Origin of the sequence: Nitratireductor sp. OM-1, assembly GCF_003296175.1 — a bacterium.
In the GTDB taxonomy this organism is placed as follows: domain Bacteria; phylum Pseudomonadota; class Alphaproteobacteria; order Rhizobiales; family Rhizobiaceae; genus Nitratireductor; species Nitratireductor aquimarinus.
Genome location: NZ_CP029208.1, coordinates 1,233,466 through 1,258,734, shown reverse-complemented (window position 1 = coordinate 1,258,734; position 25,269 = coordinate 1,233,466). Strand labels below are relative to the sequence as shown.

Annotated in this window: 25 protein-coding genes; 11 read left to right on the top strand and 14 right to left on the bottom strand. The window is 62.2% G+C overall.

All coding sequences use genetic code 11. The annotated features are described in order from the left end of the window. The first annotated feature begins 2 nt into the window (after window positions 1-2). Window positions 3-830 (top strand): formate dehydrogenase accessory sulfurtransferase FdhD, encoded by an 828-nt coding sequence (gene fdhD / locus DEJ54_RS06020; protein WP_113153773.1) that lies wholly within the window; start codon window positions 3-5, stop codon window positions 828-830. Then, complete coding sequence (locus tag DEJ54_RS06015) at window positions 820-1,065, top strand: formate dehydrogenase subunit delta (RefSeq protein ID WP_113153772.1); 246 nt, start codon at window positions 820-822, stop codon at window positions 1,063-1,065. Before fdhD ends, DEJ54_RS06015 begins: the two co-directional genes overlap by 11 nt. Window positions 1,066-1,123: 58 nt before the next feature. Here DEJ54_RS06015 and DEJ54_RS06010 read toward each other — a convergent pair whose 3' ends face one another. From DEJ54_RS06010 to DEJ54_RS05990, 5 genes are all read right to left on the bottom strand, one after another. After that, window positions 1,124-2,041 (bottom strand): hypothetical protein, encoded by a 918-nt coding sequence (locus DEJ54_RS06010; protein WP_113153771.1) that lies wholly within the window; start codon window positions 2,039-2,041, stop codon window positions 1,124-1,126. After that, window positions 2,031-3,503 carry a S8 family serine peptidase gene (locus tag DEJ54_RS06005; RefSeq protein ID WP_113153770.1) on the bottom strand — a complete coding sequence of 491 codons (1,473 nt, stop codon included), beginning with the start codon at window positions 3,501-3,503 and terminating at the stop codon, window positions 2,031-2,033. Before DEJ54_RS06005 ends, DEJ54_RS06010 begins: the two co-directional genes overlap by 11 nt. 181 nt (window positions 3,504-3,684) lie before the next feature. Further along, window positions 3,685-4,725 (bottom strand): dihydroorotase, encoded by a 1,041-nt coding sequence (gene pyrC / locus DEJ54_RS06000; RefSeq protein ID WP_113156113.1) that lies wholly within the window; start codon window positions 4,723-4,725, stop codon window positions 3,685-3,687. A gap of 130 nt (window positions 4,726-4,855) precedes the next feature. Next, window positions 4,856-6,346: an NAD(P)/FAD-dependent oxidoreductase gene (locus DEJ54_RS05995; protein WP_113153769.1), complete on the bottom strand. Its 1,491-nt coding sequence runs from the start codon at window positions 6,344-6,346 to the stop codon at window positions 4,856-4,858. A 152-nt stretch (window positions 6,347-6,498) separates the two neighbouring features. Then, complete coding sequence (locus DEJ54_RS05990; protein ID WP_113153768.1) at window positions 6,499-6,951, bottom strand: cupin domain-containing protein; 453 nt, start codon at window positions 6,949-6,951, stop codon at window positions 6,499-6,501. A 198-nt stretch (window positions 6,952-7,149) separates the two neighbouring features. On the opposite strand from DEJ54_RS05990, the gene DEJ54_RS05985 reads away from it, so the two are divergent. Then, window positions 7,150-8,106 (top strand): AraC family transcriptional regulator, encoded by a 957-nt coding sequence (locus DEJ54_RS05985; RefSeq protein WP_245447715.1) that lies wholly within the window; start codon window positions 7,150-7,152, stop codon window positions 8,104-8,106. 4 nt (window positions 8,107-8,110) lie between these two features. Here the strand turns inward: DEJ54_RS05985 and DEJ54_RS05980 are convergent, their stop codons facing one another. Beyond that, a complete protein-coding gene (locus DEJ54_RS05980) occupies window positions 8,111-8,971 on the bottom strand; it encodes a MurR/RpiR family transcriptional regulator (RefSeq protein ID WP_113153766.1) in 861 nt (286 codons plus the stop codon). 207 nt (window positions 8,972-9,178) lie between these two features. Between DEJ54_RS05980 and murA the strand changes: the two genes are divergently transcribed. Continuing rightward, entirely contained in the window at window positions 9,179-10,435 is a 1,257-nt protein-coding gene (gene murA / locus DEJ54_RS05975) for a UDP-N-acetylglucosamine 1-carboxyvinyltransferase (RefSeq protein ID WP_113153765.1), read from the top strand. Further along, window positions 10,432-11,331, top strand: coding sequence for an N-acetylglucosamine kinase (locus DEJ54_RS05970; RefSeq protein ID WP_113153764.1), 900 nt, complete (start codon window positions 10,432-10,434; stop codon window positions 11,329-11,331). The genes murA and DEJ54_RS05970 overlap by 4 nt, the downstream gene beginning before the upstream one ends. Before the next feature lie 281 nt (window positions 11,332-11,612). On the opposite strand, the gene DEJ54_RS05965 is transcribed toward DEJ54_RS05970, so the two are convergent. Together DEJ54_RS05965 and DEJ54_RS05960 are read right to left on the bottom strand one after the other, a co-directional pair. Next, complete coding sequence (locus DEJ54_RS05965; RefSeq protein ID WP_305778810.1) at window positions 11,613-13,388, bottom strand: long-chain-fatty-acid--CoA ligase; 1,776 nt, start codon at window positions 13,386-13,388, stop codon at window positions 11,613-11,615. Window positions 13,389-13,544: 156 nt separating this feature from the next. After that, a complete protein-coding gene (locus DEJ54_RS05960; protein ID WP_113153762.1) occupies window positions 13,545-14,096 on the bottom strand; it encodes a DUF924 family protein in 552 nt (183 codons plus the stop codon). Window positions 14,097-14,324: 228 nt separating this feature from the next. Here DEJ54_RS05960 and DEJ54_RS05955 point away from each other — a divergent pair, with 228 nt between their 5' ends. Genes DEJ54_RS05955 through DEJ54_RS05935 form a run of 5 tightly spaced genes read left to right on the top strand, consistent with a single transcriptional unit; the run spans window position 14,325 to window position 19,616 of the window. Beyond that, the gene (locus tag DEJ54_RS05955; RefSeq protein ID WP_113153761.1) at window positions 14,325-15,920 is read left to right on the top strand and encodes an ABC transporter substrate-binding protein; all 1,596 of its coding nucleotides are present in this window, start codon (window positions 14,325-14,327) and stop codon (window positions 15,918-15,920) included. 58 nt (window positions 15,921-15,978) lie between these two features. Continuing rightward, entirely contained in the window at window positions 15,979-16,983 is a 1,005-nt protein-coding gene (locus DEJ54_RS05950; protein WP_113153760.1) for an ABC transporter permease subunit, read from the top strand. Window positions 16,984-16,985: 2 nt separating this feature from the next. Further along, window positions 16,986-17,921, top strand: a complete 936-nt coding sequence (locus DEJ54_RS05945) for an ABC transporter permease subunit (protein WP_162742219.1) — start codon at window positions 16,986-16,988, stop codon at window positions 17,919-17,921. A 1-nt stretch (window position 17,922) separates the two neighbouring features. After that, window positions 17,923-18,792, top strand: a complete 870-nt coding sequence (locus DEJ54_RS05940; protein WP_113153759.1) for an ABC transporter ATP-binding protein — start codon at window positions 17,923-17,925, stop codon at window positions 18,790-18,792. Then, window positions 18,789-19,616: an ABC transporter ATP-binding protein gene (locus DEJ54_RS05935; protein WP_113153758.1), complete on the top strand. Its 828-nt coding sequence runs from the start codon at window positions 18,789-18,791 to the stop codon at window positions 19,614-19,616. The genes DEJ54_RS05940 and DEJ54_RS05935 overlap by 4 nt, the downstream gene beginning before the upstream one ends. 188 nt (window positions 19,617-19,804) lie before the next feature. Here the strand turns inward: DEJ54_RS05935 and DEJ54_RS05930 are convergent, their stop codons facing one another. Beyond that, window positions 19,805-20,725 (bottom strand): LysR family transcriptional regulator, encoded by a 921-nt coding sequence (locus DEJ54_RS05930; RefSeq protein ID WP_113153757.1) that lies wholly within the window; start codon window positions 20,723-20,725, stop codon window positions 19,805-19,807. 314 nt (window positions 20,726-21,039) lie between these two features. Here DEJ54_RS05930 and DEJ54_RS05925 point away from each other — a divergent pair, with 314 nt between their 5' ends. Continuing rightward, window positions 21,040-21,219 (top strand): hypothetical protein, encoded by a 180-nt coding sequence (locus DEJ54_RS05925; RefSeq protein ID WP_113153756.1) that lies wholly within the window; start codon window positions 21,040-21,042, stop codon window positions 21,217-21,219. A 134-nt stretch (window positions 21,220-21,353) separates the two neighbouring features. Here the strand turns inward: DEJ54_RS05925 and DEJ54_RS05920 are convergent, their stop codons facing one another. The 5 genes from DEJ54_RS05920 to DEJ54_RS23140 form a co-directional block, all read right to left on the bottom strand. After that, on the bottom strand, window positions 21,354-21,791 hold the full coding sequence (locus DEJ54_RS05920) for a universal stress protein (protein ID WP_113153755.1): 438 nt from the start codon (window positions 21,789-21,791) through the stop codon (window positions 21,354-21,356). Window positions 21,792-21,801: 10 nt separating this feature from the next. Next, window positions 21,802-23,085, bottom strand: a complete 1,284-nt coding sequence (locus DEJ54_RS05915; RefSeq protein WP_113153754.1) for a TRAP transporter large permease — start codon at window positions 23,083-23,085, stop codon at window positions 21,802-21,804. 15 nt (window positions 23,086-23,100) lie between these two features. Then, a complete protein-coding gene (locus DEJ54_RS05910) occupies window positions 23,101-23,691 on the bottom strand; it encodes a TRAP transporter small permease (RefSeq protein WP_222474306.1) in 591 nt (196 codons plus the stop codon). A gap of 84 nt (window positions 23,692-23,775) precedes the next feature. Beyond that, the gene (gene dctP, locus DEJ54_RS05905) at window positions 23,776-24,795 is read right to left on the bottom strand and encodes a TRAP transporter substrate-binding protein DctP (protein ID WP_113153752.1); all 1,020 of its coding nucleotides are present in this window, start codon (window positions 24,793-24,795) and stop codon (window positions 23,776-23,778) included. Between the two features lie 101 nt (window positions 24,796-24,896). Further along, the gene (locus tag DEJ54_RS23140; RefSeq protein ID WP_162742218.1) at window positions 24,897-25,124 is read right to left on the bottom strand and encodes a hypothetical protein; all 228 of its coding nucleotides are present in this window, start codon (window positions 25,122-25,124) and stop codon (window positions 24,897-24,899) included. Window positions 25,125-25,269: the final 145 nt, after the last annotated feature.

The window sequence follows — 25,269 nt, the reverse complement described above, 5'->3', positions numbered from 1 at the left end:
GCATGAGCAGCGGTGTTCCAGCCACAGCCCGCGTTACCAGAACGGCCCGCCGAACCGGCGGGACGAAGGTCAGCGCGCGCACGGTGCCCGAGGAAACGCCGGTGGCGCTTTCCTATGGCGGCACCACCCATGCCGTGATGATGGCAACGCCGGCGGACCTCGAAGACTTCGCCCTGGGCTTCAGCGTCACGGAAGGCATCATCGCCAGCGCCGACGAGATCGACACGATCACGGTTCAGGAGCTGGGTGCGGGCATCGACCTGCAGATCCGCCTGCGCGACACCGCCAACAGACGCTTCGAGGCGCGGCGCAGGCGTCTTGCCGGCCCGGTCGGCTGCGGCCTGTGCGGCATTGAAAGCATCGAGGAAGCGATGCGCAGCGTGCCCGAGGTTTCCGCATCGCCGCGCTTCACCGCCGCCGATCTCACCGGGGCGGTCAGCGAGCTTCACAAGTTTCAGGAGCTGCACCACGCCACCGGCGCGGTGCATGCCGCCGGCTTCTATGTCGCCGGCAAGGGCATCGTGGCCGTTCGCGAGGATGTGGGCCGGCACAATGCGCTCGACAAGCTGGCGGGCGCGCTGGTGAAGGCCGGCATCGATGGCGCAACCGGCGCGGTCGTCGTTACCTCTCGCGTCTCCGTCGAGATGGTGCAGAAAACGGCGGCCATCGGCGCGCCGCTCATCGCCGCCGTCTCCGCGCCGACAGCACTCGCCATCCGCACGGCGGAAACCGCCGGCATGACCCTCGTCGCCCTCGTGCGGGGCGAGGAGTTCGACATTTTCACCCATCCGGAACGCGTGACGATTGGAGCGACCAGACATGTCGCATGACGATAAGTTCAAATCCGGCGACGAGCGCCTGGTCTACATGGCCAACCAGATCGCCACCTTCTTCACTTCCCAGCCAAAGGAAGAGCAGGTCGCGGGCGTGGCCGACCACATCAACAAGTTCTGGGAGCCGCGCATGCGCACGCACCTGTTCCAGATCATCGAGCAGGGCGGAATGGGCCTGTCGCCCATGGTCATGGAAGCCTCCGGGCAGATCAACCGCCCGAAGGCGGCCTGAGTCATCAATGGAGCCTCGGATCAATCCGAAAACCGGATTCCACTTTTCGGTCCGATGCTCAAAACGACTTCCTTAAATTGATCGATACATCCGTCACCGCGCTCTCCGGCGCGGTGATGAAGAGATCCGCATTGGCGTTGAGGTTCAAGTCGAAGTTCCGCGCTGTGCGATGCGTATAGGAAAAGCCGAAGCGCGCGGGCAGATCGCCGCTCGCCAGGTTCACATCCACCGTTTCATAGGTGATCAGCCCCTCTTTTGTGCGCGCCACCGGCACGCGCAGCGTGGTGTGGCCCGCCAGCGGGTTGGGTTTCATGCCCGCATAGAACCTTGCGCGGTCCCCCGCCTGCAAAAGCCCGGTCTTGTCCAGCATCAGGCCGCCGCTTGCATAGGTGAGTGCGCCGTAATCGATCAGCGCCTCCTCCCCTTCCTGCGCATGAGCCAGCCCCACCTCGCCATAACCCGAGAAGGACCAGCCCCCGCCGAGCCGCGCCGTCAGCGTTGCGCCGGCGGAGAACCGGCCGCTGCTTTCAGCCAGGGCGAACGGGCTTGACGTCGACATGCCAAAAAGCTGGCCGCGCCCGTGCCCGCCCGAAAGCGTGACCTCGCTCGTCATGATCCCACGCCTTGTCAGGCGCGACAGCGCGAACTGAACCGCCTCGCTTTCATTCCGCTCCACCATACCGCCTGCAAATTGCAGGTAGTCCCCCGCCCCCAGCGGCATCAGGCGGGAGAGAACCAGCCCGTCCTGTGTCTCGGTGAAGCCGTGTGAAAAGAACAGTTTGGCCGATGCGGTGCTGTGCAGGCTCTGCCACTCGGATGAGGGCAGGTTTGCAAAGGCAAAGGCGAAATCCAGCTTTTCCTGCTGCGCGGCGAGCCTCTGCGCCACACCGATGCCCGATGGCGCATGCATCCTGTTTGCCGGCGCGAGCACCCTGCCATCGAGATAAAAATCTCCGCCCAGCGCATCAAGCGCCATGATCCGCCTGCCCGAAAGCGCCTTGGAAACCGCGTTGCCGACAATCGGCGGCGCGCTTGTGGCAGCTGCTGAAAGCGGCGTCTGCGGCCCCTCGCCCACCCTTGCGCCCGAGGCGATGGAGAGCCCCCCCCACCGGCGAAAGCGCCGCCTTCATGTCCGGCACGCCGTGGCCGTAAAGATGCGAATAGGCGCGGCGGACACCCGGCGCAAAATTCTGATGCCCCGCGATCGAATTCTGAAAACCGTCCCAGTCGCGCTGCGCCGTGGCGAGCAGGCGCGTGGTCCACTCCCCCGGCGAAAGGGTCGGAAACGCCTGCGCGAGAAGCGCTATCTCTCCCGCCACCTGCGGGGCGGCGTAAGATGTTCCCGTGCCAAGCTGGTAACTCCCGTCACCGACATCTGTCGCGACACGCAGCGTCCCGTCGGCAATGACGCAATAGCGCGCCGCCATACCACATGGCGCTGAAAGGAGATCTGCGTCGAGAATGTCTCCCGTCTTCCCGTCGACGGAGAAGAGCGCATTGCCCACGGCGATCCACGCCTCGGCGAGTTCGGGAACAAACTCGGGCAGGGCAGCCCAGGCTGTTGCGTTATGCAAAGTCCGGTCGTTGGAGTTCGTGAAAACCAGAACACCGCCTTTCTGGAACGCATCATAGGCTGCAAACAGCGTACGCCATGTCTGCGGGTCGTCGCCCTGCCGGTCAGCGAGGTGTCGCGCATAATCCGTGGTTCCCGAGGCCCCGAAATCCCGCGCTTCCGCATCGGCCTGCTTCTCCGTTTGCCAACCCCAGGAATTGTTTTGCGCCACAGCCCCGTGCCTGGCTGCACCGCGGATCGCGGCGACCATATGCGCCATGGCGTCATCGTCCGACACATCTTCCCAGGAAGAGATATGAAGACGTGCATCGGGCGCCACCCCCATCGCACCGACACCATCGGCGGCCCCTGCTGCAATTGCGGCGACCGCCGTGCCATGGCTGTCACGCCCTATCGTGCGGCCCGGCGCGGTGTAGCGGATGACATCCTTGCCCGCGAGTTCTCGATGCGACAGGCGATATCCATTGTCGAAAATCGCAATCGTCTGGCCATGGCCCGTCAGGGGCCTGCCGCTCCAGTCGGTGGCCGTATGGGCGAAATGGATGTTCTGCAAGGCATAGGCGGACGTGCCCGCACAATCGGGATTGGCAGACTGAGAACACAATCGCGGCTGGCCGAACTGGCCGCGAATATGGTTCTCCTCACCTTCGCCAGGGTCGGAACGTCTGAACTCCGGCGTCTCCCGGTATTGCGCTGCCGCCACCGGGTCGAACGCGGGATAACCGCCCGTATAGACCGGTGGCTCGGGCTGTTCGGGCGGTTCGGACTGCTGAACACTGCTCGCCTTTTCCCCGTCTCCACCACCGCAGGCGGTGAGAAAAAGACTGAGCCAGACTGTCAGAAAGAAACGGCAGTAACGGCCCATGAAATGGCGCTCCCTTGTCGAAACCGAATGGCATCAACACGGAAACATCCTTATGCGCAAAGCAAGATGAACTTATGCAGGGTCCTGACCCTAGGCATCCGCCCGCTCATCATGCCGTCAGGCGCATTGTCCCGACGGCGCGAACAGGCAACGGAAAACCGACCGCAACTTCCGGCGCGGCTTACTTCACCACGGCCCAATGGATCGGGAACATCGGATCGAAAACGGTGATCGTCCCATCGGAGCTGTAGACCGAATGCGGGAACTCCACCGGTTCGTCGCGACGCTCGAGCGTGATCGTGTCTTCATTGGCCGGCAGGCCGTAATAGGCCGGTCCGTTGAGCGAGGCGAAGGCCTCCAGCCGGTCCAGCGCCCCCTCTTCCTCAAACACATGCGCCAGGCACGACATGGTGTTGATGGAGGTGTAGATGCCAGCGCAGCCACAGGCCGATTCCTTGGCCGGGTCCAGATGCGGGGCCGAATCCGTGCCGAGGAAGAAGCGGCTGTCGCCCGACGTCGCCGCCTTGCGCAGCGCCAGCCGGTGCTCTTCGCGCTTGGCCACGGGCAGGCAGTAGTAATGCGGGCGAATGCCGCCGGCCAGAATGGCGTTGCGGTTGATGATCAGGTGATGGGTGGTCAGCGATGCCGCGAGGTTCTTCTCTGCACCCTGCACATAGTCGACGCCGTTCTTCGTCGTCACATGCTCCATGATGACCTTGAGCTCGGGCAGACGCTCGCGCAGCGGCTGCAGCACGGTTTCGATGAACACGGCCTCACGGTCGAAAATGTCGATGGAAGCATCCGTCACCTCGCCATGCACGCAAAGCGGAAGACCGATTTCGGCCATGCGCTCCAGCACCGGCTGCACCTTCAGAAGATCGCGCACACCGCTCTGCGAATTGGTGGTCGCGCCCGCCGGATAAAGCTTCACCGCCGTAATGTGTCCGTCGCGATAGCCCGCAGCCACATCCTCGGCATCCGTCTGCTCGGTCAGATAGAGTGTCATCAGCGGCGTGAAGTCATGGCCTTCCGGCTTGGCCGCCATGATCCGCTCCCGATAGGCGAGCGCGTCTTTCACCGTCACCACCGGCGGCACCAGATTGGGCATGATGATAGCCCGGGCAAAGTCGTCGGAGGAATGCGGCAGCACCGCCTCCAGAACCGCGCCATCGCGCAGATGCAGATGCCAGTCGTCGGGGCGGCGGATGGTGAGAGATTTCACGGAACGGATACTCCTGACAGCAAACGGGGCGCGCATGGAACCTGCGCGCCCCTTTTCAATCGCTCATGCCGCACCGGATTTCAAGGGCGGGCGCAGCGCCGCCAGTCGATGAAGGCGGCGCGGCAAAGCCTCACGCCACCTGATAGTCGGGCGCAGACCGCAGATAGCGCGCATAGGCATCGGCGTCGGGCGGCGAGAGGTTCTCAGCCAGCGGATTCCGCCGCTTCTCACGTGCGCCCATATCGTCGATCAGCTCATCGAAATGCTTGAAGTGATAGGGCGCGACGCAAAGGCCACCATAGATCTTGGCCGCCGGGCGTTCATTGCGTCGCCAGTTCAGCATCATGTCCATATTAGCCCGCATCTCGTCCGGCGTCGGCTGCTTCGCCAGCTGGCCGTCCGCGTAGCGCACCAGCCATTCGGAGGCGAGGTCGGCGCACAGCACCGTGCAGAAGGACGAGTTGAAACCGACAAAGCCCAGATCTGGAATGTCCGGATTGGCGATCAGGCGATAAAGCCGGTACTGGCCGTCCGGCTCCACCAGCTTTTCGCGATACTCGGCCGGCAAATAGGGCACGCCCAGTTTCCAGCCCACTGCGAGAATGGCCATGTCGGCCTTGATCCGCTCGCCGCCCGTGAGCCGGATCGCGCCGGGCTCATAGCTTTGAAACGTGCCCTGCACCGCCTTGATGCGCCCGTCCGCCACCATCTCGAAAAAGCCGGGCGTGGCGATGGGCACCGAGCAATTGACCCCGCCCTCAATCGGCTCTTTCGGCTTCAGCCCGGTCTTGTTCAGCTTGAGCTGCACGGTCAAAAGCGCCTCGAGCGCGCGCCAGTGCGCCCAGACGAATGGACGGGCAACTGCATGGTTGAAACGCGCGAGACCGCTGAGGCTCCAGCCGGGAAACATCTTTTCCTGCGCGCGGATATAGAGGATGCGTTTGAAGTTGATCAGCCCGCCAACGAAGTAGGGAATGCGCCAGACCGATTCCAGATAGACGATGGTGACCGAGGCAGCGCCCGACTTGACCGCACTGACGGCAATGTCCGTGGCGGATTTCGAAAAACCCAGAACGGTGACATTCTTGCCCTTCACCATGGCGGGATCGGTGTATTCGGAGGAATGGATGACCGTCCCGCCCGCTTCCTCGAACGTCTCCTGCCCCGGATGGGTGAGGATGTTCTTCTCGCTGAACTGCCCGGTGCAGATGGCGACGAAATCAAAGGCCTCGCTCACTTTCCCGCCATCGGCGGTTTCCAGATCGAGTTCCCAGCCGGGCTTGCCGTCTGCCCGCCGGCGCATCGAGGAAACGGCGGTGTTGAAGCGGATGAGCGGGCGCAGGCCGTGGTCGTTCGCGTAATCCGAGAGGTAGGAAAACACCTGCGGCCCCTTGGGCCATTCGGGAAAATCCTTCGGCATCGCCTTGTCGGTGTAGCGATACAGATCCTTGGGGCTTTGCGTCTGCACATCCGGGTAGGAGCGTGACGGTTCCCACACCCCGCCCAGTTCGTGACTGCGCTCGAGAACCGTGACCGCGTGGCCGCGTTTCTTGAAGGAGCGGGCTGCGGCGAGGCCGCTGACGCCTGCGCCGATCACGCAGACTTTCTTTCGTGTTGTCATGGCGTTGTTCCTCCCGTCCGGCAAATTCGGGACGAGCATCTCCCCGCGCCGCGTTCCCGCACGTCGCCGAAGATCCGATTGCCGGTTCGATTGTTATCGGGTCTGTGGGCCGGCCCAACCCTGAGCCGGCCAAATGCCTGGAATGAAACGCTCTAGTCGTTTGCTTCCGGCGGCAGGAAGTCCACTTCGTGAAGCGCTGAAACCTTCACCACTTCCTCCGGGTCGGTCATGTTGTGCAGCTTCTCGAACAGGGCTTCGAGTTTGCGCGCCGGCGACACCCAGAAGAGCGCGCGGGCCGGCTTGTCGGACTTGTTGAAATAGCCATGCGGAACGCCGCGCGGCATGCGCACCAGGTCGCCGGCCTTCGCCTTCATCCACTTGCCGTCAAGCTTCAGGTCCAGCTCGCCCTCCTGCACCAGAATGAACTCTTCCTGGGTGGGGTGAACGTGAACGGGCACGAACTGGCCCGGGTCGCTGTTGGTTTCGAATGCGAAGGTGGAATCGCAGGTGGCCTTGGGGAAATAGACCTGGCCCAGAATGTTCCATTCCGTGCCGGCATAGCCCTCGCCATTCGCGGTGACGCCCTTTTCGAGTTCCTTTTCCATGATGTTCCTCCCTTGATCACGGAGGCTCATGGTGCGCCGAGGGAGGGTGAAAGAATATCCGGAAACCGCAGCGAATATCCGAAAAACGAAAAAAAATGACCGCATTTTTCCCGAAAACGAGACGGTTCTTGGCGAAACCGCAGCGCCTGCTAAACTCCGGGAATGGTGATCGCCCGGGAGGAGTGGGGCGGCCACCCGTTGTCCAGCCACGTCCTGTTTCAATCGGACGATTTGGACTGCGCGCGGGAGAAGGTCGCCCGGAAATTCTGCAACCATCGGCTTGAAGTGGTCGGTGGCGGGCAGTTTCGCGCCGCGCATCACCACCAGCCCGGACGCCTCATCTCACTTAACTACATCAGCTATGGCGCCGATGTGCTGATCGATCCCGGCGCGCTTGAGACCTTCTATCTCATTCAGCTTCCGATCTCCGGCTGCGCCACGATCAAGCACAACCGGCGGGAGTTTCTGACCGATGGCGAAACCGCCTCGCTGCTCAACGCCGACCGCGAAACCACCATGCGCTGGTGGGCGGGATGCGAGCAGGTTCTGGTGCAGATCCACAAGGCCTCGTTCATGGATTTCGCCGAGCAGCTGTGCGAGCGCAGCCTGCCGGGGCCACTCGTGTTTGACCCGGTGATCGACTTCACCCGGCCCGAGCTTTCCGCCTGGCGCTATCTGGTCAACGCCATGTTTCGCGCCGCCGATGCGCGCGAGCAGAAGGCCTTCAGCCTGTGCGCCGCCTTCAACGAGCAGCGCATTCTCGAAGCGCTTCTCAGGCTCCAGCCCAACAATCTCTCACCCTTTTTCGACAGGCCGCAGGAGGCAGCGCCCCGCCAGGTGAAACGCGCGGACGACTTCATCAGGGCCAATGCCCACCGCCCGGTCACGCTGACCGAGATTGCCGCCGCCTCCGGCGTTGGCGCGCGGGCGCTGCAGCTCGCCTACAAGCGCGCGCACGGCATGTCGCCCATGCATGCGCTGACGCATGAACGGCTGTGCCGTGTGCGGTTCGATCTGGAGAATGCGCAGGGCGACGTGTCGGTAACGGAAACGGCCCTGCGCTGGGGCTTTACCCATCTCGGACGCTTTGCCGCCGACTACAGAAAAACATTCGGCGAACGCCCCAGCGACACGGCGCGCCGCGCCGCTTACTGACAGCCTATTTCGCCGCCGGCATTTTCAGCGCGGACACCGAAGCCTCACTGTTGTGAACGTAATCGGCCGCGTCCGGCTGGCGTTGCAGGATCAGGATGAACAGGAAATCCATCAGCGTGAGCTGTGCATCGCGCGAGGTGATGGCCGAGGAGCGCACCCGCTCTTCATCGGCCACCGTGTGAAGGCGAATGTCGGCGGCGCGCATCAGCGGGTTCTGCTGAAGACCCGTGACGGAAATGACGGTCGCACCGCGCGCTTTGGCGAGTTCGGCAATGCGCACGGTCTCGATGCTGGTGCCCGAATAGGAAAGCGCGAACAGCACATCCTCTTCGCGCAGTGTCGAGACATTGGCCATCTGCACATGGCTGTCGCTGTCATGCAGCGCGTTGCGGCCAAGCTTTTGCAGCTTGTAGGAGAAGTCACGCGCCACCAGCGACGAAGCGCCGACGCCGGCAATGTGGATGCGGCGCGCACTGTCGAGCGCATCGAGCGCCCGGACGATCTCCGGCTCGTGATTGGCGGCCAGCGTCTGCTGCATCGACAGAAGCTTGCTGCTGATCAGCTTCTGCGAAATCGTGGCATGGCTGTCGCCCATCTCGATGGTCGAGTGGATCATGCCCGGCGGCACCTGCCATTCCTGCGCCTTGGCCTTGCTGACGGCCAGCTTCAGATCCTGATAGCCGGAAAACCCGAGCTTCTGACTGAATTTCACCACGCTCGACTGGCTGCGGCCCGTCTCTTCGGCAAGGGCTGCCGATGAAAGCCTGAGCACCCGGTCGGGATTGTCGATGATGAACTGCCCGATCTGCCGATCGGCCGGAGCCATCGTCTCAAGCTGCGCGTCGATGATCTTCAGGACGGACATGGCTTCCTTTCGTGGGCGCAGGACCGGAAATGCGGCCGGGCATGAGACTGGGCATGAGACTGGGGCGCGAAACTAGATGAATTTCGCTGCCAGGGGAATCCCGAAGGAATTACAGTATGGAATAATATATTCCCAAGAGGGCTTGATCAAAGGAATTCGCCCGTAGAGACTGCCCCTTCGCCACACGGTGTTACCGGAACAGCAATCATGGACAGACTGAGAATAACAGGCGGAAAGCCTCTTCACGGCACCGTCGCCATTGCCGGGGCAAAAAACGCAGCCCTGCCGCAGATCGCAGCGGCGCTTCTGAGCCCGCACCCGGTTGAGCTTTCAAACCTGCCGCTGGTTTCCGACGTGGAGAACATGCTGTGCGTCGCAGAGCTCTACGGCGCGAAGGTGACCCGCAACGCGCATTGCGCCACCATCGACGCCAAAGAGATCGCGGCGCGCGAAGTCTCCTATGAGACCGTGCGCAGGATGCGCGCCACGGTTCTGTTTCTGGGACCGCTTCTGGCGCGCTTCGGCGTGGCGCGGGTTTCGCTGCCGGGCGGCTGCGCCATCGGCGCGCGGCCCGTGGACATGCATCTGAAGGCGCTTGAAATGCTCGGCGCGGAAATCGGCATGGAGGGCGGCCTGATCGTCGCCCGCGCGAGTGACGGCCTCAAGGGCACGCGCGTGATCCTGAGCTCGCCCTCGGTGGGCGCGACCGAGACCGCCATGATGGCGGCGACCACGGCGCGCGGCGAAACGGAGATCCTGAACGCTGCGCGCGAACCGGAAGTGGCCGACCTCGCCGCCTGCCTGAACGCCATGGGCGCGAAGATCGAGGGAGCGGGAACGCATCGCATCATCATTGAAGGCGACACGGCGTGGCGCGCAGCGGCGCATCACATCATTCCCGACCGCATCGAAGCGGGCACCTATGCGGTGGCTGCGGCCATCACCGGCGGAGCGCTGGAACTGGTCAATGCACGCATGGAGAACTTCGCTGCCGTGATCCAGGCGCTGGAGGTGATGGGGGTGAATGTGTGGCCGAGCGACCGGGGGCTGGTCGTTTCAAGAAACGCGCCCCTGCGCACGGCGGACCTGACCACCGAACCCTATCCCGGCTTTCCGACCGATCTTCAGGCGCAGTTCATGGCGCTTGCCTGCTGCGCGGAAGGCACGTCGCTGTTCCGTGAGACGATCTTTGAAAACCGCTTCATGCATGTGCCGGAACTGACGCGGCTCGGGGCCGACATCGCGCTTCAGGGCACCACCGCCGTGGTGCGCGGCGGGCGGCCGCTCAAGGGCGCACAGGTGATGGCGACGGATCTGCGCGCCTCGGTCTGCCTTGTGCTGGCGGCGCTGGCAGCCGAAGGGGAAACCGTCATCAACCGCGTCTACCATATCGACCGGGGTTATGAACAACTTGACCGCAAGCTGGCGCAGTGCGGAGCGGATATCGAACGGTTGCGGGCATGAGCGGATCGCAGGCGCAGGAGCGCTTTTATCTTGGCGTCGATGGCGGCGGCACGGGTTGTCGGGCGCGCATCGAGGATGCACGGGGCACGGTGCTCGGACAGGGCCTGTCAGGCCCTGCAACCACCCGGCTTGGCGTCGATGAGGCCTGGGCCTCGGTGCGGCGCGCCTTCGAGGCCGCCATCGAGGAAGCGGGTTTTGGTGACGCGCAGTCTGCCCGGACATATGCCGGCGTCGGCCTTGCCGGCATGCGCCGCAAGGGCGCGGTCGAAGCCTTCGAGGCGCTGCCGCATCCATTTGCCGGCATCGTTTTCGCCAGCGACAGCGACACGGCCTGTCTGGGTGCGCATTCGGGCCTCGACGGAGCCATTGCGATTGCCGGGACCGGGTCTGTCGGGCTTGGTCTCGTGGAAGGAAGACGGCTGCGCATCGGCGGTTATGGCTTTCCGATTTCCGATGAAGGCAGCGGTGCGGATATGGGTCTCAACGCCGTGCGCGCCGCCCTGCAGGGGCATGACGGGCGCATCCCCAACAGCGCGCTGCTGACGGAACTCATGCGCCGGTTCGATGATGATCCTGCCGAGGTGATCGCCTGGATGGATCGGGCCACCGCCACCGACTACGCCACCTTTGCGCCCATGGTGCTGCGCCACGCGGATCAGGGGGACGCGGCAGCCCGGCGCATCGTGCAGGATGCGGCGGCGCAGATCGACATGCTGGTGCGCACGCTTTTCGATCAGGGCGCACCGCGCGTGACGCTTCTGGGAGGTCTGTCAGGGCCGCTGGAACCGTGGCTCTCGCCTGATGTGCGCCGGCGGCTGAAACCCGCCGATGGCGACGCCGTGGATGGCGCGATCATTCTGGCGCGCCGGGCGGCGGAGGGGTGGGCAGCGCTTTAGGCGCATCACGGTTGGGTTGAACCGTACAACCGCGTTGCATCAACGCTGTGCGTGGTTCGACAGGCTCACCATGAGGGAGGACGCTGGCTGCATGCCTGATCCAGGCACCTTGAAAAGAGGGCACCTAAACACAGTCCCCTTTCCGCAAGGTATGTTCCTCCCTCATGGTGAGCCTGTCGAACCACGCACAGCGCTGCTGCCACGAGATCCACGCATGACCGAAATCACCGCATGCCGCCCTCAAGAAACGAGGCCCGCGCACCGGGCGCGGGCCATCCTGTTCAGCGCAGTTCCTTGCGCAGGATCTTGCCGACATTGGATTTCGGCAGATCGTCGCGGAACTCGACATATTTCGGGCGCTTGTAGCCGGTGAGGTTTTCCTTGCAGAACTTCTTCAGGTCCGCCTCGGTGAGGTTTGCGTCCTTGCGGACAACGAAGAGCTTGGGCACCTCGCCCGAATGCTCGTCCTCGACCCCGACAATGGCCGCTTCCAGAACGCCGGGATGACCAGCGACCACCTCTTCCACCTCATTGGGGAAGACCTTGAAGCCGGACACCACGATCATGTCCTTCTTGCGGTCGACAATGGTGACCTGACCGTCTTCGGCCATGGTGCCCATGTCGCCCGACCGGAAGAAACCATCCTCCGTCATCACCTTGGCGGTCTCGTCCGGGCGGTTCCAGTAACCGGCCATGACCTGCGGGCCGCGAATGCAGATCTCGCCGACCTTGCCGCGGGGCAGATCCTTGCCGTTGTCATCGCGAATGGTGATGTCAGTCGAGGGAACCGGATAGCCGATCGTTCCGGTGAATTCCTTCGCGTCGAAGCTGTTGACGGTTGCGACCGGAGAGGTTTCCGACAGGCCGTAGCCCTGTGAAATGACGCAGCCCGTCAGCTCCTGCCAGCGTTCGGCAACGCCGCGCTGCACCGCCATGCCACCGCCGAAGGTGACAAGAAGGCTCTTGAAGGGAAGCTTGCGGAAATCCTCATTGTTGAGGAGCGCGTTGAACAGCGTGTTGAGGCCCGGGAAAATGTGGAAGTCGAAGCTCTGCAACTCCTTCACGAAGGCCGGGATATCACGCGGATTGGGGATCAGCACATTGTTGCCGCCCAGCTTCATGCCCATCAGCGCGTTCACCGTGAGCGCGTAGATGTGATAGAGCGGCAGTGCGCAGATGAGCACCGGCGCTTCGGGCTTCGGCTTGCCGATATAGGCGCTGCGGAACCACAATTCGTTCTGGATCACATTGGCCATGACATTGCTGTGCAGCAATGTCGCGCCCTTGGAAACGCCCGTCGTGCCGCCCGTATATTGCAGGAACGCATTGTCGGACAGCGTCACATTGACCGGCTTGAAGCCCTTTGATGCGCCGCGCTTCAGCGCATCGCTGAAGGAAACATGCCCCGGCAGCGACCAGGCCGGCACCATCTTCTTCACCCGGCGCACGACCAGATTGACGATGAAGCCCTTGAGCCCCAGAAGATCGCCCATCGAGGCCACGACCACATGCTTGACCGTCGTTCTTGCCGCGACGGCCTGAAGCGTGTGGGCGAAATTCTCAAGGATGACGATGGCCTCGGCCCCGGCGTCGTTGAGCTGATGCTCAAGCTCGCGCGGCGTGTAGAGCGGATTGACGTTGACCACCACGTAACCGGCCCGCAGCACCGCCATCATGGCGACGGGATATTGCAGGACATTGGGCATCATCAACGCAACGCGCGCGCCAGGCTTCAGTCCAAGCGACTGGAGATAGGCGGCGAAGCGCTCCGACAGCGCATCAAGCTCGCGATAACTGAGCGCCTTGCCCATGCAGGTGAAGGCCGGACGGTCGCCATGGGCCTTGCAGGCATCGACCAGAAGATCGCCCAGCGACGCAAACGGATAGTCACCCATCTCGGCGGGAACGCCTTCGGGGTAATGATCGACCCAGGGGCGCGGAAAATCCGCGCTCGCACTTTTTGTTTTTTTGGCCGCCGTTTTGGCGCTTTTGGCGGGTTCCGCCTTGCGGGCGACGGTCTTTTCGCCCTTGGCGGTCGTCTTTGCGCTTTTAGACAACTGTTCCTCCCAGAAAGAAAACCCAGCTATAACGTTTACGTTCACGTAACAAAAAACGCAACGCCAAGCGTTTTTGAAAGGCCAACCGTATTCGAAAGAAAGGGCGGGCGCGCGGCTTCACTGCGGGCTCTGCCCGGAGCAAGGCGGGGGACGGCATCACTGTCCATAGCCTTCATGCTCTTCGAGAAACGCAAGCTCTTCCGGCCCGCTCTCGCGGCCCAGCACCCGGTTTCGATGCGGAAACCGGCCGAAGCGCGCAACGATGTCGCGATGCTCGATGGCGAACTTCAACGCCTCTTCCTGCCCGAGCGAACGGAACAGCATTACCGCGCGTTCCTGATCCGCCAGCACTTCAGAGTGCATGTAGGGCATGTAGAGGAATTGCCGCTCGCGCTCGTCCATTCCATCGTCGAAGCCTTTCTCGATGGCGTCGCCTGCCACTTCGATGGCGAGTTCATCCGAGGAGAACGCGCCGGGCTGACGCCGATGGATGTTGCGCGGGAACTGATCCAGTACGATCACGGCGGCCAGAGCGGCCCTTGGATCGGTCTTCACATTTTCAGGCAGCTTCTGCACGAGCTGTTCGTGCAGCGCGCCGAAGCGCTCGCGGATCAGCGCGTCCGTCTCTTCACTGACGGTGAACCAGTCCCTGGGCGTCAGCGTGCCGAACCAGAAGTCCAGAACCTCGTCTTGCCAGTTTTCGCCCATGCGGTTCTCTCCTCAAAATAACGGTATGCTTATGCATATGGTCCTTGCCGAACCTATACTACAATATCCCGGATGGAGATTTGTTGCGCCCATCAAGACTGATTCGATAAAAAGTTGCATTTGCGGCGTGAAAGTGATCGAGGGAGTTCCCACACCATTCGATCTTTGCTTATATGCCGGCTTCCAGGGCCTCATAAGTAGGCTCATGCGAGAGTTAGGGAGACCTCAATGAAAACCAAAACGACCTTTGCGGCTGCGCTGCTTGCCGCCACGGTTCTGAGCGGCGCTGCCAGCGCCAAGACGCTTGTCTATTGCTCGGAAGGAAGCCCGGAAGGCTTCGATCCGGCGCTCTACACCGCAGGCACCACGTTCGACGCGTCGTCGAAGCCCGTCTACAACCGTCTCGTGCAGTTCGAGCCGGGTACGACGAAGACTGTTCCGGGCCTTGCAGAGAGCTGGGAAGTTTCCGACGATGGTCTTGAGGTCACCTTCAAGCTTCGCGAAGGCGTCAAGTTCCACACCACGGACTTCTTCACGCCGACCCGCGACTTCAACGCTGACGACGTGCTGTTCTCCTTCAACCGTCAGTACAGCAAGGACCACCCGTACAACGCCTATGTCGAGGGCGCGTCCTGGGAATACTTCAACGGCATGTCCATGCCGGACCTGATCAAGTCCATCGACAAGGTCGATGACTACACGGTCAAGTTCGTGCTGAACCGCCCGGAAGCACCGTTCATCGCCAACCTGGCCATGGACTTCGCCTCCATCTTCTCGAAAGAATATGCTGACCAGCTCGCTGAAGCCGGCACCATGTCTGACCTGAACCAGAAGCCCGTCGGCACCGGCCCCTTCCAGTTCGTGGCTTACCAGCCTGACGCCGTGATCCGCTACAAGGCGCATCCGGACTACTGGAACGGCAAGCAGCCGATCGACGATCTGGTGTTCGCCATCACCACCGAGGCCTCCGTGCGCCAGCAGAAGCTGATCGCAGGCGAGTGCCACATCACGCCTTACCCGAACCCGGCCGACATCGAGAGCCTGAAGGCAAACGATGCGCTGAAGGTTGACGAGCAGGAAGGCCTGAATGTCGGCTACCTGGCTTACAACACCAAGGTTGCGCCCTTCGACAATGCGAAGGTCCGCAAGGCGCTGAACTCGGCGATCAACAAGGAAGCCATTCTCGACGCCGTGTTCCAGGGCGCCGGTCAGGCAGCCAAGAACCCGATCCCGCCGACAATGTGGTCGTACAACAACGCCGTTGAAGACGACGCCTACGATCCGGAAGCATCGAAGAAGATGCTTGAGGAAGCAGGCGTTACGGATCTTTCCATGAAGATCTGGGCAATGCCCGTTCAGCGTCCGTACAACCCGAACGCACGCCGCATGGCAGAGCTGATCCAGGAAGACTTCTCCAAGGTCGGCGTCAATGTCGAGATCGTCTCCTACGAATGGGGTGAGTATCTCGAGCGCTCCAAGGCGGAAGACCGCGACGGCGCAGTGCTGCTCGGCTGGACCGGCGACAATGGCGATCCGGACAACTTCCTCGCCGTGCTGCTCGGCTGTGACGGTGTTGGCGGCTCCAACCGCGCCCAGTGGTGCAACGAGGAGTTCGAGGGTCTGATCCAGAAGGCCAAGACGCTTTCCTCGCAGGACGAGCGCGCCAAGCTCTATGAAGAGGCCCAGGTCGTCTTCAAGCGCGAAGCACCCTGGGCAACCATTGCGCACTCCGTGGTTCACATGCCGATGCGCAAGGAAGTCACCGGCTACAAGATGGACCCGCTCGGCGGCCACGCCTTTGAAGGCGTAGACCTCGCCGAGTAGGCCCCACAACAGAGACAGGAACCGGCGGCAGCGCGAGCTGTCGCCGGTCGTGTATTAGATGCTCCGTTTCTTTCTTTCACGGCTGGCGCTGCTGATCCCCACATTCATCGGGGTCTCCATTGTTGCCTTTGCCTTCATCCGCCTCCTGCCAGGCGATCCGATCATGCTTCTCGCCGGCGAACGCGGCATGAGCGAGGAGCGCTACCAGCAGCTTCAGTCGCTCTACGGGTTCGACCAGCCGCTGTTCGTTCAGTATTTCCATTACATGACGGACCTGCTGCAGGGTGATTTCGGCACCTCCATCGTCACCAAGCGCCCGGTGCTTCAGGAGTTCCTGACGCTGTTTCCGGCCACGCTGGAACTGTCGCTCTCCGCGATCATCGTGGCGATTGCCATCGGCGTTCCCGTCGGCGTCATCGCCGCCGTCAAGCGCGGCTCCTGGCTCGACCAGACGGTGATGGGCGCAGCCCTTGTCGGCTATTCCATGCCGATCTTCTGGTGGGGTCTGCTGCTGATCATCCTGTTCTCCGGCATTCTTGGCTGGACGCCGGTTTCAGGCCGCATCTCGCTGCTCTACTTCTTCCCGCCCGTGACCGGCTTCATGCTGATCGACAGTCTTCTGTCGGGCCAGCCCGGCGCCTTCAAATCGGCGGTTTCGCACCTCATCCTGCCGACCATCGTGCTGGCCACGATCCCGCTTGCGGTGATCGCCCGCCAGACGCGCTCGGCCATGCTTGAAGTGCTTGGCGAGGACTATGTACGCACGGCGCGCTCGAAGGGCCTTCCGCCCCGCCGGGTGATCGGCCTGCACGCGCTGCGCAACGCTCTCATCCCCGTGGTGACCACCATTGGTCTCCAGGTGGGTGTGCTGCTCGCAGGCGCCATTCTGACCGAGACGATCTTCTCCTGGCCGGGCATCGGCAAGTGGATGGTCGATAGCGTGTTCAAGCGCGATTATGCGGTGGTGCAGGGCGGACTTCTGCTCATTGCCGCCATCATCATGATCGTGAACCTGATCGTGGACGTCCTCTACGGTCTGATCAATCCGAGAATCAGGCACTGACCATGACCTCGACAAACACAAAAGACCCGAATGCCGCCGTCGGTCTCGAAGGCGGCACGGTCATCGCGGTCTCACGGCGCGCCCGTCTTGCGGAGTTCTGGTACTATTTCAGCCAGAACCGTGGCGCCGTGATCGGCCTCTATGTCTTCATCGCAATCGTTCTGATCGCCATTTTCGCGCCGGTGCTTGCACCGCACAGCCCGACCATGCAGAACCGCGGCTTCTTCCTGCTACCGCCGGTCTGGGAGGAGGGCGGCAACTGGTCGTTCATCCTCGGCACCGACGCCGTGGGCCGCGACGTGCTTTCACGCCTGATCTATGGCGCGCGCTTCTCGCTGTTCATCGGCGTGGTGGTGGTGTCGGTCGCCGTCTCCGTGGGTATTCTGATCGGCCTCATCGCCGGTTATTTCCGCGGCGCGGTGGACACGGTCATCATGCGCGTGATGGACATCATCCTCGCCTTCCCGTCGCTGCTTCTGGCGCTGGTTCTGGTCGCCATTCTGGGACCGGGCCTCGTCAACGCGATGATCGCCATCGCGCTTGTGCAGCAGCCGCACTATGTGCGCCTGACGCGCGCTGCGGTGATGTCGGAGAAGGGACGCGACTATGTGACGGCGGCACGCGTTGCCGGCGCGGGCAACATCCGGCTGATGTTCAAGACCATTCTGCCGAACTGTACCGCACCGCTGATCGTGCAGGCGGCCCTCTCCTTCTCGACCGCGATCCTTGATGCGGCGGCGCTGGGCTTCCTGGGCATGGGCGCACAGCCGCCCACACCCGAATGGGGCACGATGCTGGCCGAAGCGCGCGAGTTCATCCTGCGCGCCTGGTGGGTCGTCACCTTCCCGGGTCTCGCCATCCTGATCACCGTTCTGGCCATCAACCTGATGGGCGACGGTCTTCGCGATGCGCTCGATCCCAAGCTGAAGAGGTCGTGACATGAGTAACAAGAACGGTGCTCTTCTCGACATCCGCAATCTGAGCGTCGAGTTCGAAACGGCGGGTGGCACCCTGCGTGCGGTGGATGGCGTTTCGCTGTCCGTCGATGCGCGCGAGGTGCTGGCCATCGTCGGCGAATCGGGCTCGGGCAAATCCGTTTCGATGCTTGCGGTCATGGGGCTTCTGCCCTGGACCGCGAAGGTCAAGGCGGATGCGATGCTCTTTCAGGGCCGCGACATCATGAACCTGTCTCCTGCCGAGCGACGCAAGATCGTCGGCAAGGACATCGCCATGATCTTCCAGGAGCCGATCGCCAGCCTCAATCCGTGCTTCACGGTCGGCTTCCAGATCGATGAAACGCTGAAGATGCACACCAATCTGACGTCCCGCCAGCGGCGCGACCGGACGGTGGAACTCTTCGAGGCCGTGGGCCTGCCCAATGCCGCCGATCGGCTGAGCGCCTATCCGCACCAGATGTCGGGCGGCCAGTGCCAGCGCGTGATGATCGCCATGGCGATTGCCTGTGATCCCAAGCTTCTGATCGCCGACGAGCCGACCACCGCGCTCGACGTGACGATCCAGAAGCAGATTCTCGATCTTCTGGTGTCGATCCAGGTCGAGAAGGACATGGGCATGATCATGATCACCCATGACATGGGCGTGGTGGCGGAAACGGCCGACCGTGTGATCGTGCAGTACAAGGGCAAGAAGATGGAGGAAGCCGACGTGCTTTCGCTGTTTGAAAAGCCCCAGCACCCTTACACCAAGGCGCTGCTTTCGGCCCTGCCGGAGAATGCGACGGGCGACCGCCTGCCGACCGTCTCCGACTTCGTGTTCGATGAAGCGCCGCAGACAGGAGCCCGCCCATGAGCGAGATCGTCCTGGAGACGCGCGGCATCACGCGCGACTATCACATCGGCGGCGGCTTTTTTGGAAAAGGCCGCACCGTCCATGCGCTGAAAGGCGTCGACCTGAAGGTCGAGAAGGGCAAGACGCTGGCCATCGTCGGCGAATCGGGCTGTGGCAAATCCACCCTCGCCCGCATCATGACGATGATCGATGCGCCCACCTCCGGTGAACTGCTGATCGACGGCAAGCCGGTTGAAATCGGCAAGAAGGGCGTGGATCCCGAAATGCGCCGCAAGGTGCAGATCGTTTTCCAGAACCCCTATGGTTCGCTGAACCCGCGCCAGAAGATCGGTGACGTTCTGATGGAGCCGCTGATCATCAACGAGAAGGTTCCTGCCCAGGAACGGCGCGAACGCGCCATGGAGATGCTCTTGAAGGTCGGCCTGCAGGCCGAACACTTCAACCGCTATCCGCACATGTTCTCGGGCGGCCAGCGCCAGCGCATCGCCATCGCGCGCGCGCTGATGCTGCGGCCACGCCTGCTGGTGCTGGACGAGCCGGTCTCCGCGCTCGATCTTTCGGTGCAGGCGCAGGTGCTGAACCTTCTGGCGGACCTTCAGGAAGAGTTCGGCCTCACCTATGTCTTCATCAGCCACGACCTTTCGGTGGTGCGCTACATCGCAGACGAGGTGATGGTGATGTATTTCGGCGAAGCCGTGGAGTACGGAACCCGCGATGCGGTGTTCTCCGACCCGCAGCACGAATACACCCGATCGCTCTTTGCAGCGACGCCGCGCGCCGATGTGGAAAGCATCCGCAAGCGGCTGGCTGAGAAGGCCGCCTGAAGCGCCTCAGCCTGACAGACATTGAAAAGCCCGGGACCGCAGAGGCCCCGGGCTTTTTTTATGATCACAGATGCAGCGCCTGAAAGCGTGCGGCCAGAGCAATTCCAGGAAAAGTGGGAACCGGGTTTCCGTCCGGAATTGCGTCAACACAAAGAGCCAGGGTGTTTTCGCGTTTCAACGAAAATGCTCTAGGGGCTCTTCGGCAACGCGTAGCCTGCCTCCTCCGCCCAGCGCACATGTTCCTCCGCCTTTTCCAGAAGCCATGTACGCATGGCGATGACGGAGGGGCTGACAGGCCCGCGCGACACCGAGGAGAGATAATAGCTGTTGCGTCCGGGCACGGACGGGCCGCAGGGCCGCACCAGACGCCCGTCGCGCAGCATGGCCGCCGCCGTGACGTCATCGCCCAGCGCCACGCCAAGCCCGCGCGCCGCAGCCTCTAGACAAAGCTGCGTGCGATGAAAGATGAGATGGCCCGATGCGGCGCTAAGGCTGGACCCCTGCCGCCGCAGAAGCTCGTCCCATGTGTTGACGCCCCGGTCGTAGATCAGCTTGTTGGCGATGAGCCCATGGGTGCGCACATGGTCTGCGCGCTCCGGCGTGCAGACGGGGAAGATCGTGAAATCCAGAAATGGCTCGCGCGAATAGCCGGGCACATCCAACCGCCCCCAGGTGAGCGCCAGATCCGTGTCGGGCGCGATGGTGCGCGGCGGCTCGGGATAGGAGCGCAGTTCCAGCTCGATGCCCAGCGTTTCCAGAACTTCGTCGGTGAGCAGCGGCATGAGCCAGAGGGCCGCCAGATCCGAATCGGATTCCAGCACCACCCTGCCCTTCGCGTTCCGCGTGGCGCGCGTGCCCGTATCCAGCGAGATGAGCATCAGCGCATCGGCGACGATTTCCGCATAGCGCGCGCCACCCGGCGTGAGCGCCACCTGCCGGTGCCGCCGCTCGAACAGCGGCATGCCGAGATCGGCTTCGAGATTCTTGATGTGTCGGCTGACGGAGGCATGGGTGACGCCAAGCTCTTCGGCGGCGCGCGAGAAGCTCTGGTGCCGGGCGGCGGCATCGAACGCCCGAACGGCGTTGAGATTGGGCAGACGCTGGCGCATGGCTTGGGGTCAGGACCTCTTCCTATGGCCGCTTTGGTCGGCCTGATTTGCGCGGATATGCTCGCCGGGCCGATCCGATGGCCGCTCGATCGACCGGCGACCTGCTGCGTCAAAGCCCTTGATCCCGGGGGGAAGGGGGGGGGGATGGCCCTGCCCTCAGCGTAACATAAACGCACACAACGGGAAGAATAATTTCTATTGTGTAAAACGGCCATAGACCCCAAATAGGAACTGTAGCGATGGGTTGACCGGCCGAAACCGGCAGCACACCGCCGCAGACTCTCTACATTGCTAACCCTCTCAAGGAGGTTCTGATGTCACACTACACGGTGGGCGTTGGTTCCAGCCCTGAAATGCAGCGCTATGCGCGGCAGGCTAACAAGGCCCGTTCGGCGGTCCTCAAACATGCCCTGACCGCAATTGGCACGCGTATCGGGCACATCTGGCGCAAGCCCACGGGCACGCCGCCTATTGGTGGAGCGGATCCGGTTTGAGACTGCCAGGGCAGAGCGCCGAATCGCTTTTGGAACACGACGAATAAGGGCCGGTCCCGATGGCGGGAACCGGCCCTTATTGCATTCAGACACAGAACGCTTCGCTTGGGGCACAACCGCCCGGCCGCAGGCCGCTACACCACCATGACCGGACAAGCGGCCAGACTGGTGACCTTGTGCGACACACTGCCCAATAGATACCCCTCCAGATCGCCCAGTCCACGGCTGCCAAGCACGATCAGATCCACCTCGCGTTCCTTTGCGAACTTGACGATGGTGCGCGCCGGCTGGCCGTTCTTCACGAAGGCGCGGGGGCTTTCCGCCCCCATCTGCAATGCGGCCTTCTTGGCCGCATCGGCGATTTCCTTGGCATGCTCCCGCATCACGTCATCAATGTTCTGCGGATCATCGGGCCGCACCATCGACATGGACGCCTCAAGCAGGCTGTGATGCCGGAACACGGTGAGCGTCATCAGCTCCGCGCCCGTGGTCTTCTGCATCTGAACGCCCATCTCGAGTGCCTTCAGCGCGTTTTCCGAACCGTCGACGGGTACAAGTATTCTCTTGAACATGACGCGTCTCCTAATCGAATGCCAGGCTGGGCAGGAACAGGGCGATCTGCGGGATGAAGATCAGCGCGACCGACACGCCAAGCAGGATGAGCGTGAATGGCGGGATGCCGCGGATCACGTCCATATAGGGCCGCTTGAAGATGGCGATGGCCGTGAAGATGTCACACCCGAATGGCGGCGTGGCTGAGCCGATGGCCACCTGCAGCGTGATGATCGTGCCGACCAGAACCTTGTCGAGACCGACCGAATCCACCACCGGCGCGAAGATCGGCACCAGAACGAGGATCACCACGATCGGGTCCACGAACATGCAGCCGACGAAGAATGAGATCGAAATGACCGCGAGGACCATTTTCGGCCCCATCTCGTCAATGCCGATGGCGCCGAGGATCTCCTGCGGGATCTGGGCAAAGGAGATGACCCAGGAAAAGGCCGTGCCCGCTGCGACCAGAATGAACACCACCGCAGTGATGAGGCCGGTCGACTTGGAGATCTTGTAGATGTCGGGAATGGAGAGCGACCGGAAGATCACCAGCTCCAGGAACAGCGCATAGGCCACACAGATGGCGGCGGCCTCGGTGGGGCTGACGATGCCACCATAGATGCCGCCAACGATGATGACCGGGAAGAACAACGGCCAGATGGCCGCCCGCACGGCTGCGACCCGCTCACTCCACGGCGCTTTTGGTTCCGTCGGCACGCCCTTGATGGTCGCGTAGACGATGCAGTAGGCGGAGAACAGGACCAGAAGCAGAAGGCCCGGCCCGATGCCGGCGATGAAGAGTTCTGCAATCGAGGTCTTGGAGACGACGCCATAGATGATCATGCCGATGGATGGCGGGATCAGGAAGGCGATGTCACTGGCGTTGATGATCAGCGCCAGAACGAAGGAATCATTGTAGCCGGCCTTGAGCATGCGCGGACGCAGCGGCGAACCGACGGCAACGACCGTTGCCTGCGTCGAACCGGACACCGCGCCAAACAGTGTACAGGCGGTGGCGGTGGAGACGGCCAGGCCGCCCTTGATGTGGCCGATGAACTTCATGACCATGTCGATCAGACGGTCGGCCGACTGGCCGCGGGTCATGATGTCTGCGGCGAGGATGAACATGGGCACGGCGATCAGCGACGCCGGGCGAATGCCGGCCAGCATCTGCTGAACCATGAAGTCCATGCGGTCGAAACCGCCGAACAGGCCATAGAAGCCGTAGCCCGCGCCCAGAATGAGCGGAATCATCATCGGGAAGCCGAAGAGCAGCAACACGATCATGATGGTGGAGATTTTGAGTGTCATGGTCGCTGGCCCCGGTCAGATCTCGATTTCGTCTTCTTCGTATCCCTCCAGAACATGCGTGGAGAGATAGATGTCCTTCTGGACGACGTTCTTCAGCGCGGTGAGCGCGTACTGCACACCGGTGATGAAGAAGCCGACAGGGACCCAGAGATAGATCCAGTAAACGGGGATCTGCATGGCCGGCAGGATGCGACCGGACTTGGCCACCTTGCCGATGTAACCAATCGCGAAATAGCAGAGCGCGAACATGGTCAGCGCGGTGATGACCGTGATGACGATCATCAGCACCTTGCGCGTCTTGGGCGGCAGGGCGTCGTAAAGGGCGGACATGCGGATGTGACGCCCGTGACGCGCGGCATAGCCGATGCCGGCGAAGGTGATGAGAATGATGAGGATGCTGTTGAGCTCCTCGGAGAAAAAGATTGTGTGGCCGATGCCCCGGCTGACCACATTGGCGATGGTGTTGAGCGCCATGAGCATGACGCCGAGCGCGAGCATCACCGACTCGATGCGGCTGATGGCATTGTCGAACATGCCGATCACACCGGGCAGTGTGGATTCGTATGTTTCGCTGTGCTGTTCAGATGTTTCGTCGTCACTGCCCATCTTCATTCCCCTCAGTGAGATGACGGAACCCCGCGACCCAAAAGGGGCCGCAGGGCTCTTCTTGTTTTTGCTGCGGGCAGCGGGCTACTGCGTCGCGGCCTTCAGGTCTTCCTTCATCTGGTCAAGAATCTTCTTGCCGCTGTCGCCGGTCATCTCGATGAACTTGGCCTCAACCTGCGCGGCGGCTTCCTTGAAGGGAGCGCGCTGCTCTTCGGTGAGGTCGCTGATGGTCATCTCGGGTTTGGCTTCCTTGATCTTCGCAAGCGATTCCTCGCTCAGACCCTTCTGGTATTCAAGGATGTGCTCGAATGCTGCGGAAGACGCGTCCTGGACGAGCTTCTTCTCCTCGTCGCTCAGGCCATCATAGAATTCCTTGTTGGCCATCACAGCGGTGGTGAAGTTGTTGTGGCCGGTGAGCGTGATCGCGCCGGTCACTTCATACATCTTCGTGGACTCGACCCAGAACAGCGGGTTTTCCTGACCCTGAATGATGTTGGTCTGCAGGCCGCCATAGACCTCGCCCCAGGGAAGCGGCGTCGGCGTTGCGCCGAATGCCTTGTAGCTTTCCACCAGAAGCGGGTTGGTCATAACGCGGAACTTCACTTCGTTCAGGTCTTCCGGCTTCTCCACCGGGTCCTTGGTGTTCATCACCACTTCGCCCTCGGGGAACATGGTGAGAAGCTCGAGGCCCTGCTGAGCGTAGAGCTCCGGGAACATCTCGTTGATGGCCTTGGAGTTGCGGAAGAAGTCGCCCAGTTCTTCGGACTTTGCCGGAAGCAGGTAAGGCACGAAGAAGACCTGCGCTTCGGGGATCAGCGCGCCGGTGAAGCCCGGGGACTGGTCAACGAACTGCAGGATGCCGGCCTGTGCCTGCTCCATGATGTCGGCAGACTCGCCAAGCGTGCCGAACGGGAAGAGCTGGACCTCGTGGTCCGAATTGGCCTCGATCTCTTCCTTGAACTTCTGGGCGTAGACGCCCTGAACGTCGGTCATCGCTTCTTCGAAAGCGTATTTCCAGGTGTCCGCCTGGGCAGCGGTTACACCGGCCGCAAAGATCGCGACGCCGGCGAGGCCTGCCTTTAAGCGGGTCTTGATGGAACGCATTCTGTTCTCCTCTGTTTTTGACGTACTTGGTTTAGGCAAAAAGGGAATCCGCGCCAGAAGCCGTTGTCGGCTAAAGGCAAATCGTATTCAGGCGAACGGCGTCAACTGGCTGGAAACCAGCCCGGTACGGTCGCAATTCCGCGCAAACGCGCTTTTGCCGGGAATCTACGACGGCGCTTTTTGCTGCGCCCGAGAAGCAGGGGGAAAGATGCGGCGCTCATGATGACAGCGACGATATACGCCTGCTGCCAGCAGAACGAACGCAGATGGCCACACCGCAGGGGCATGGCCTCATCTTTGTTCGCGCCGATCATTTGGGGTGCGCTCAAGCGCGCCTCCTTGCTCCCAGTCGTCGTTCGACCCGGCCAGCGTGAAACAGACGCACGGCAGAGTCAATCGATTGTGCAATCGATTGTTTCCATTAGCAGAAGCGACGGCGGGAGATAAAGTTCCCGAAAAATCGGAAACTTTATA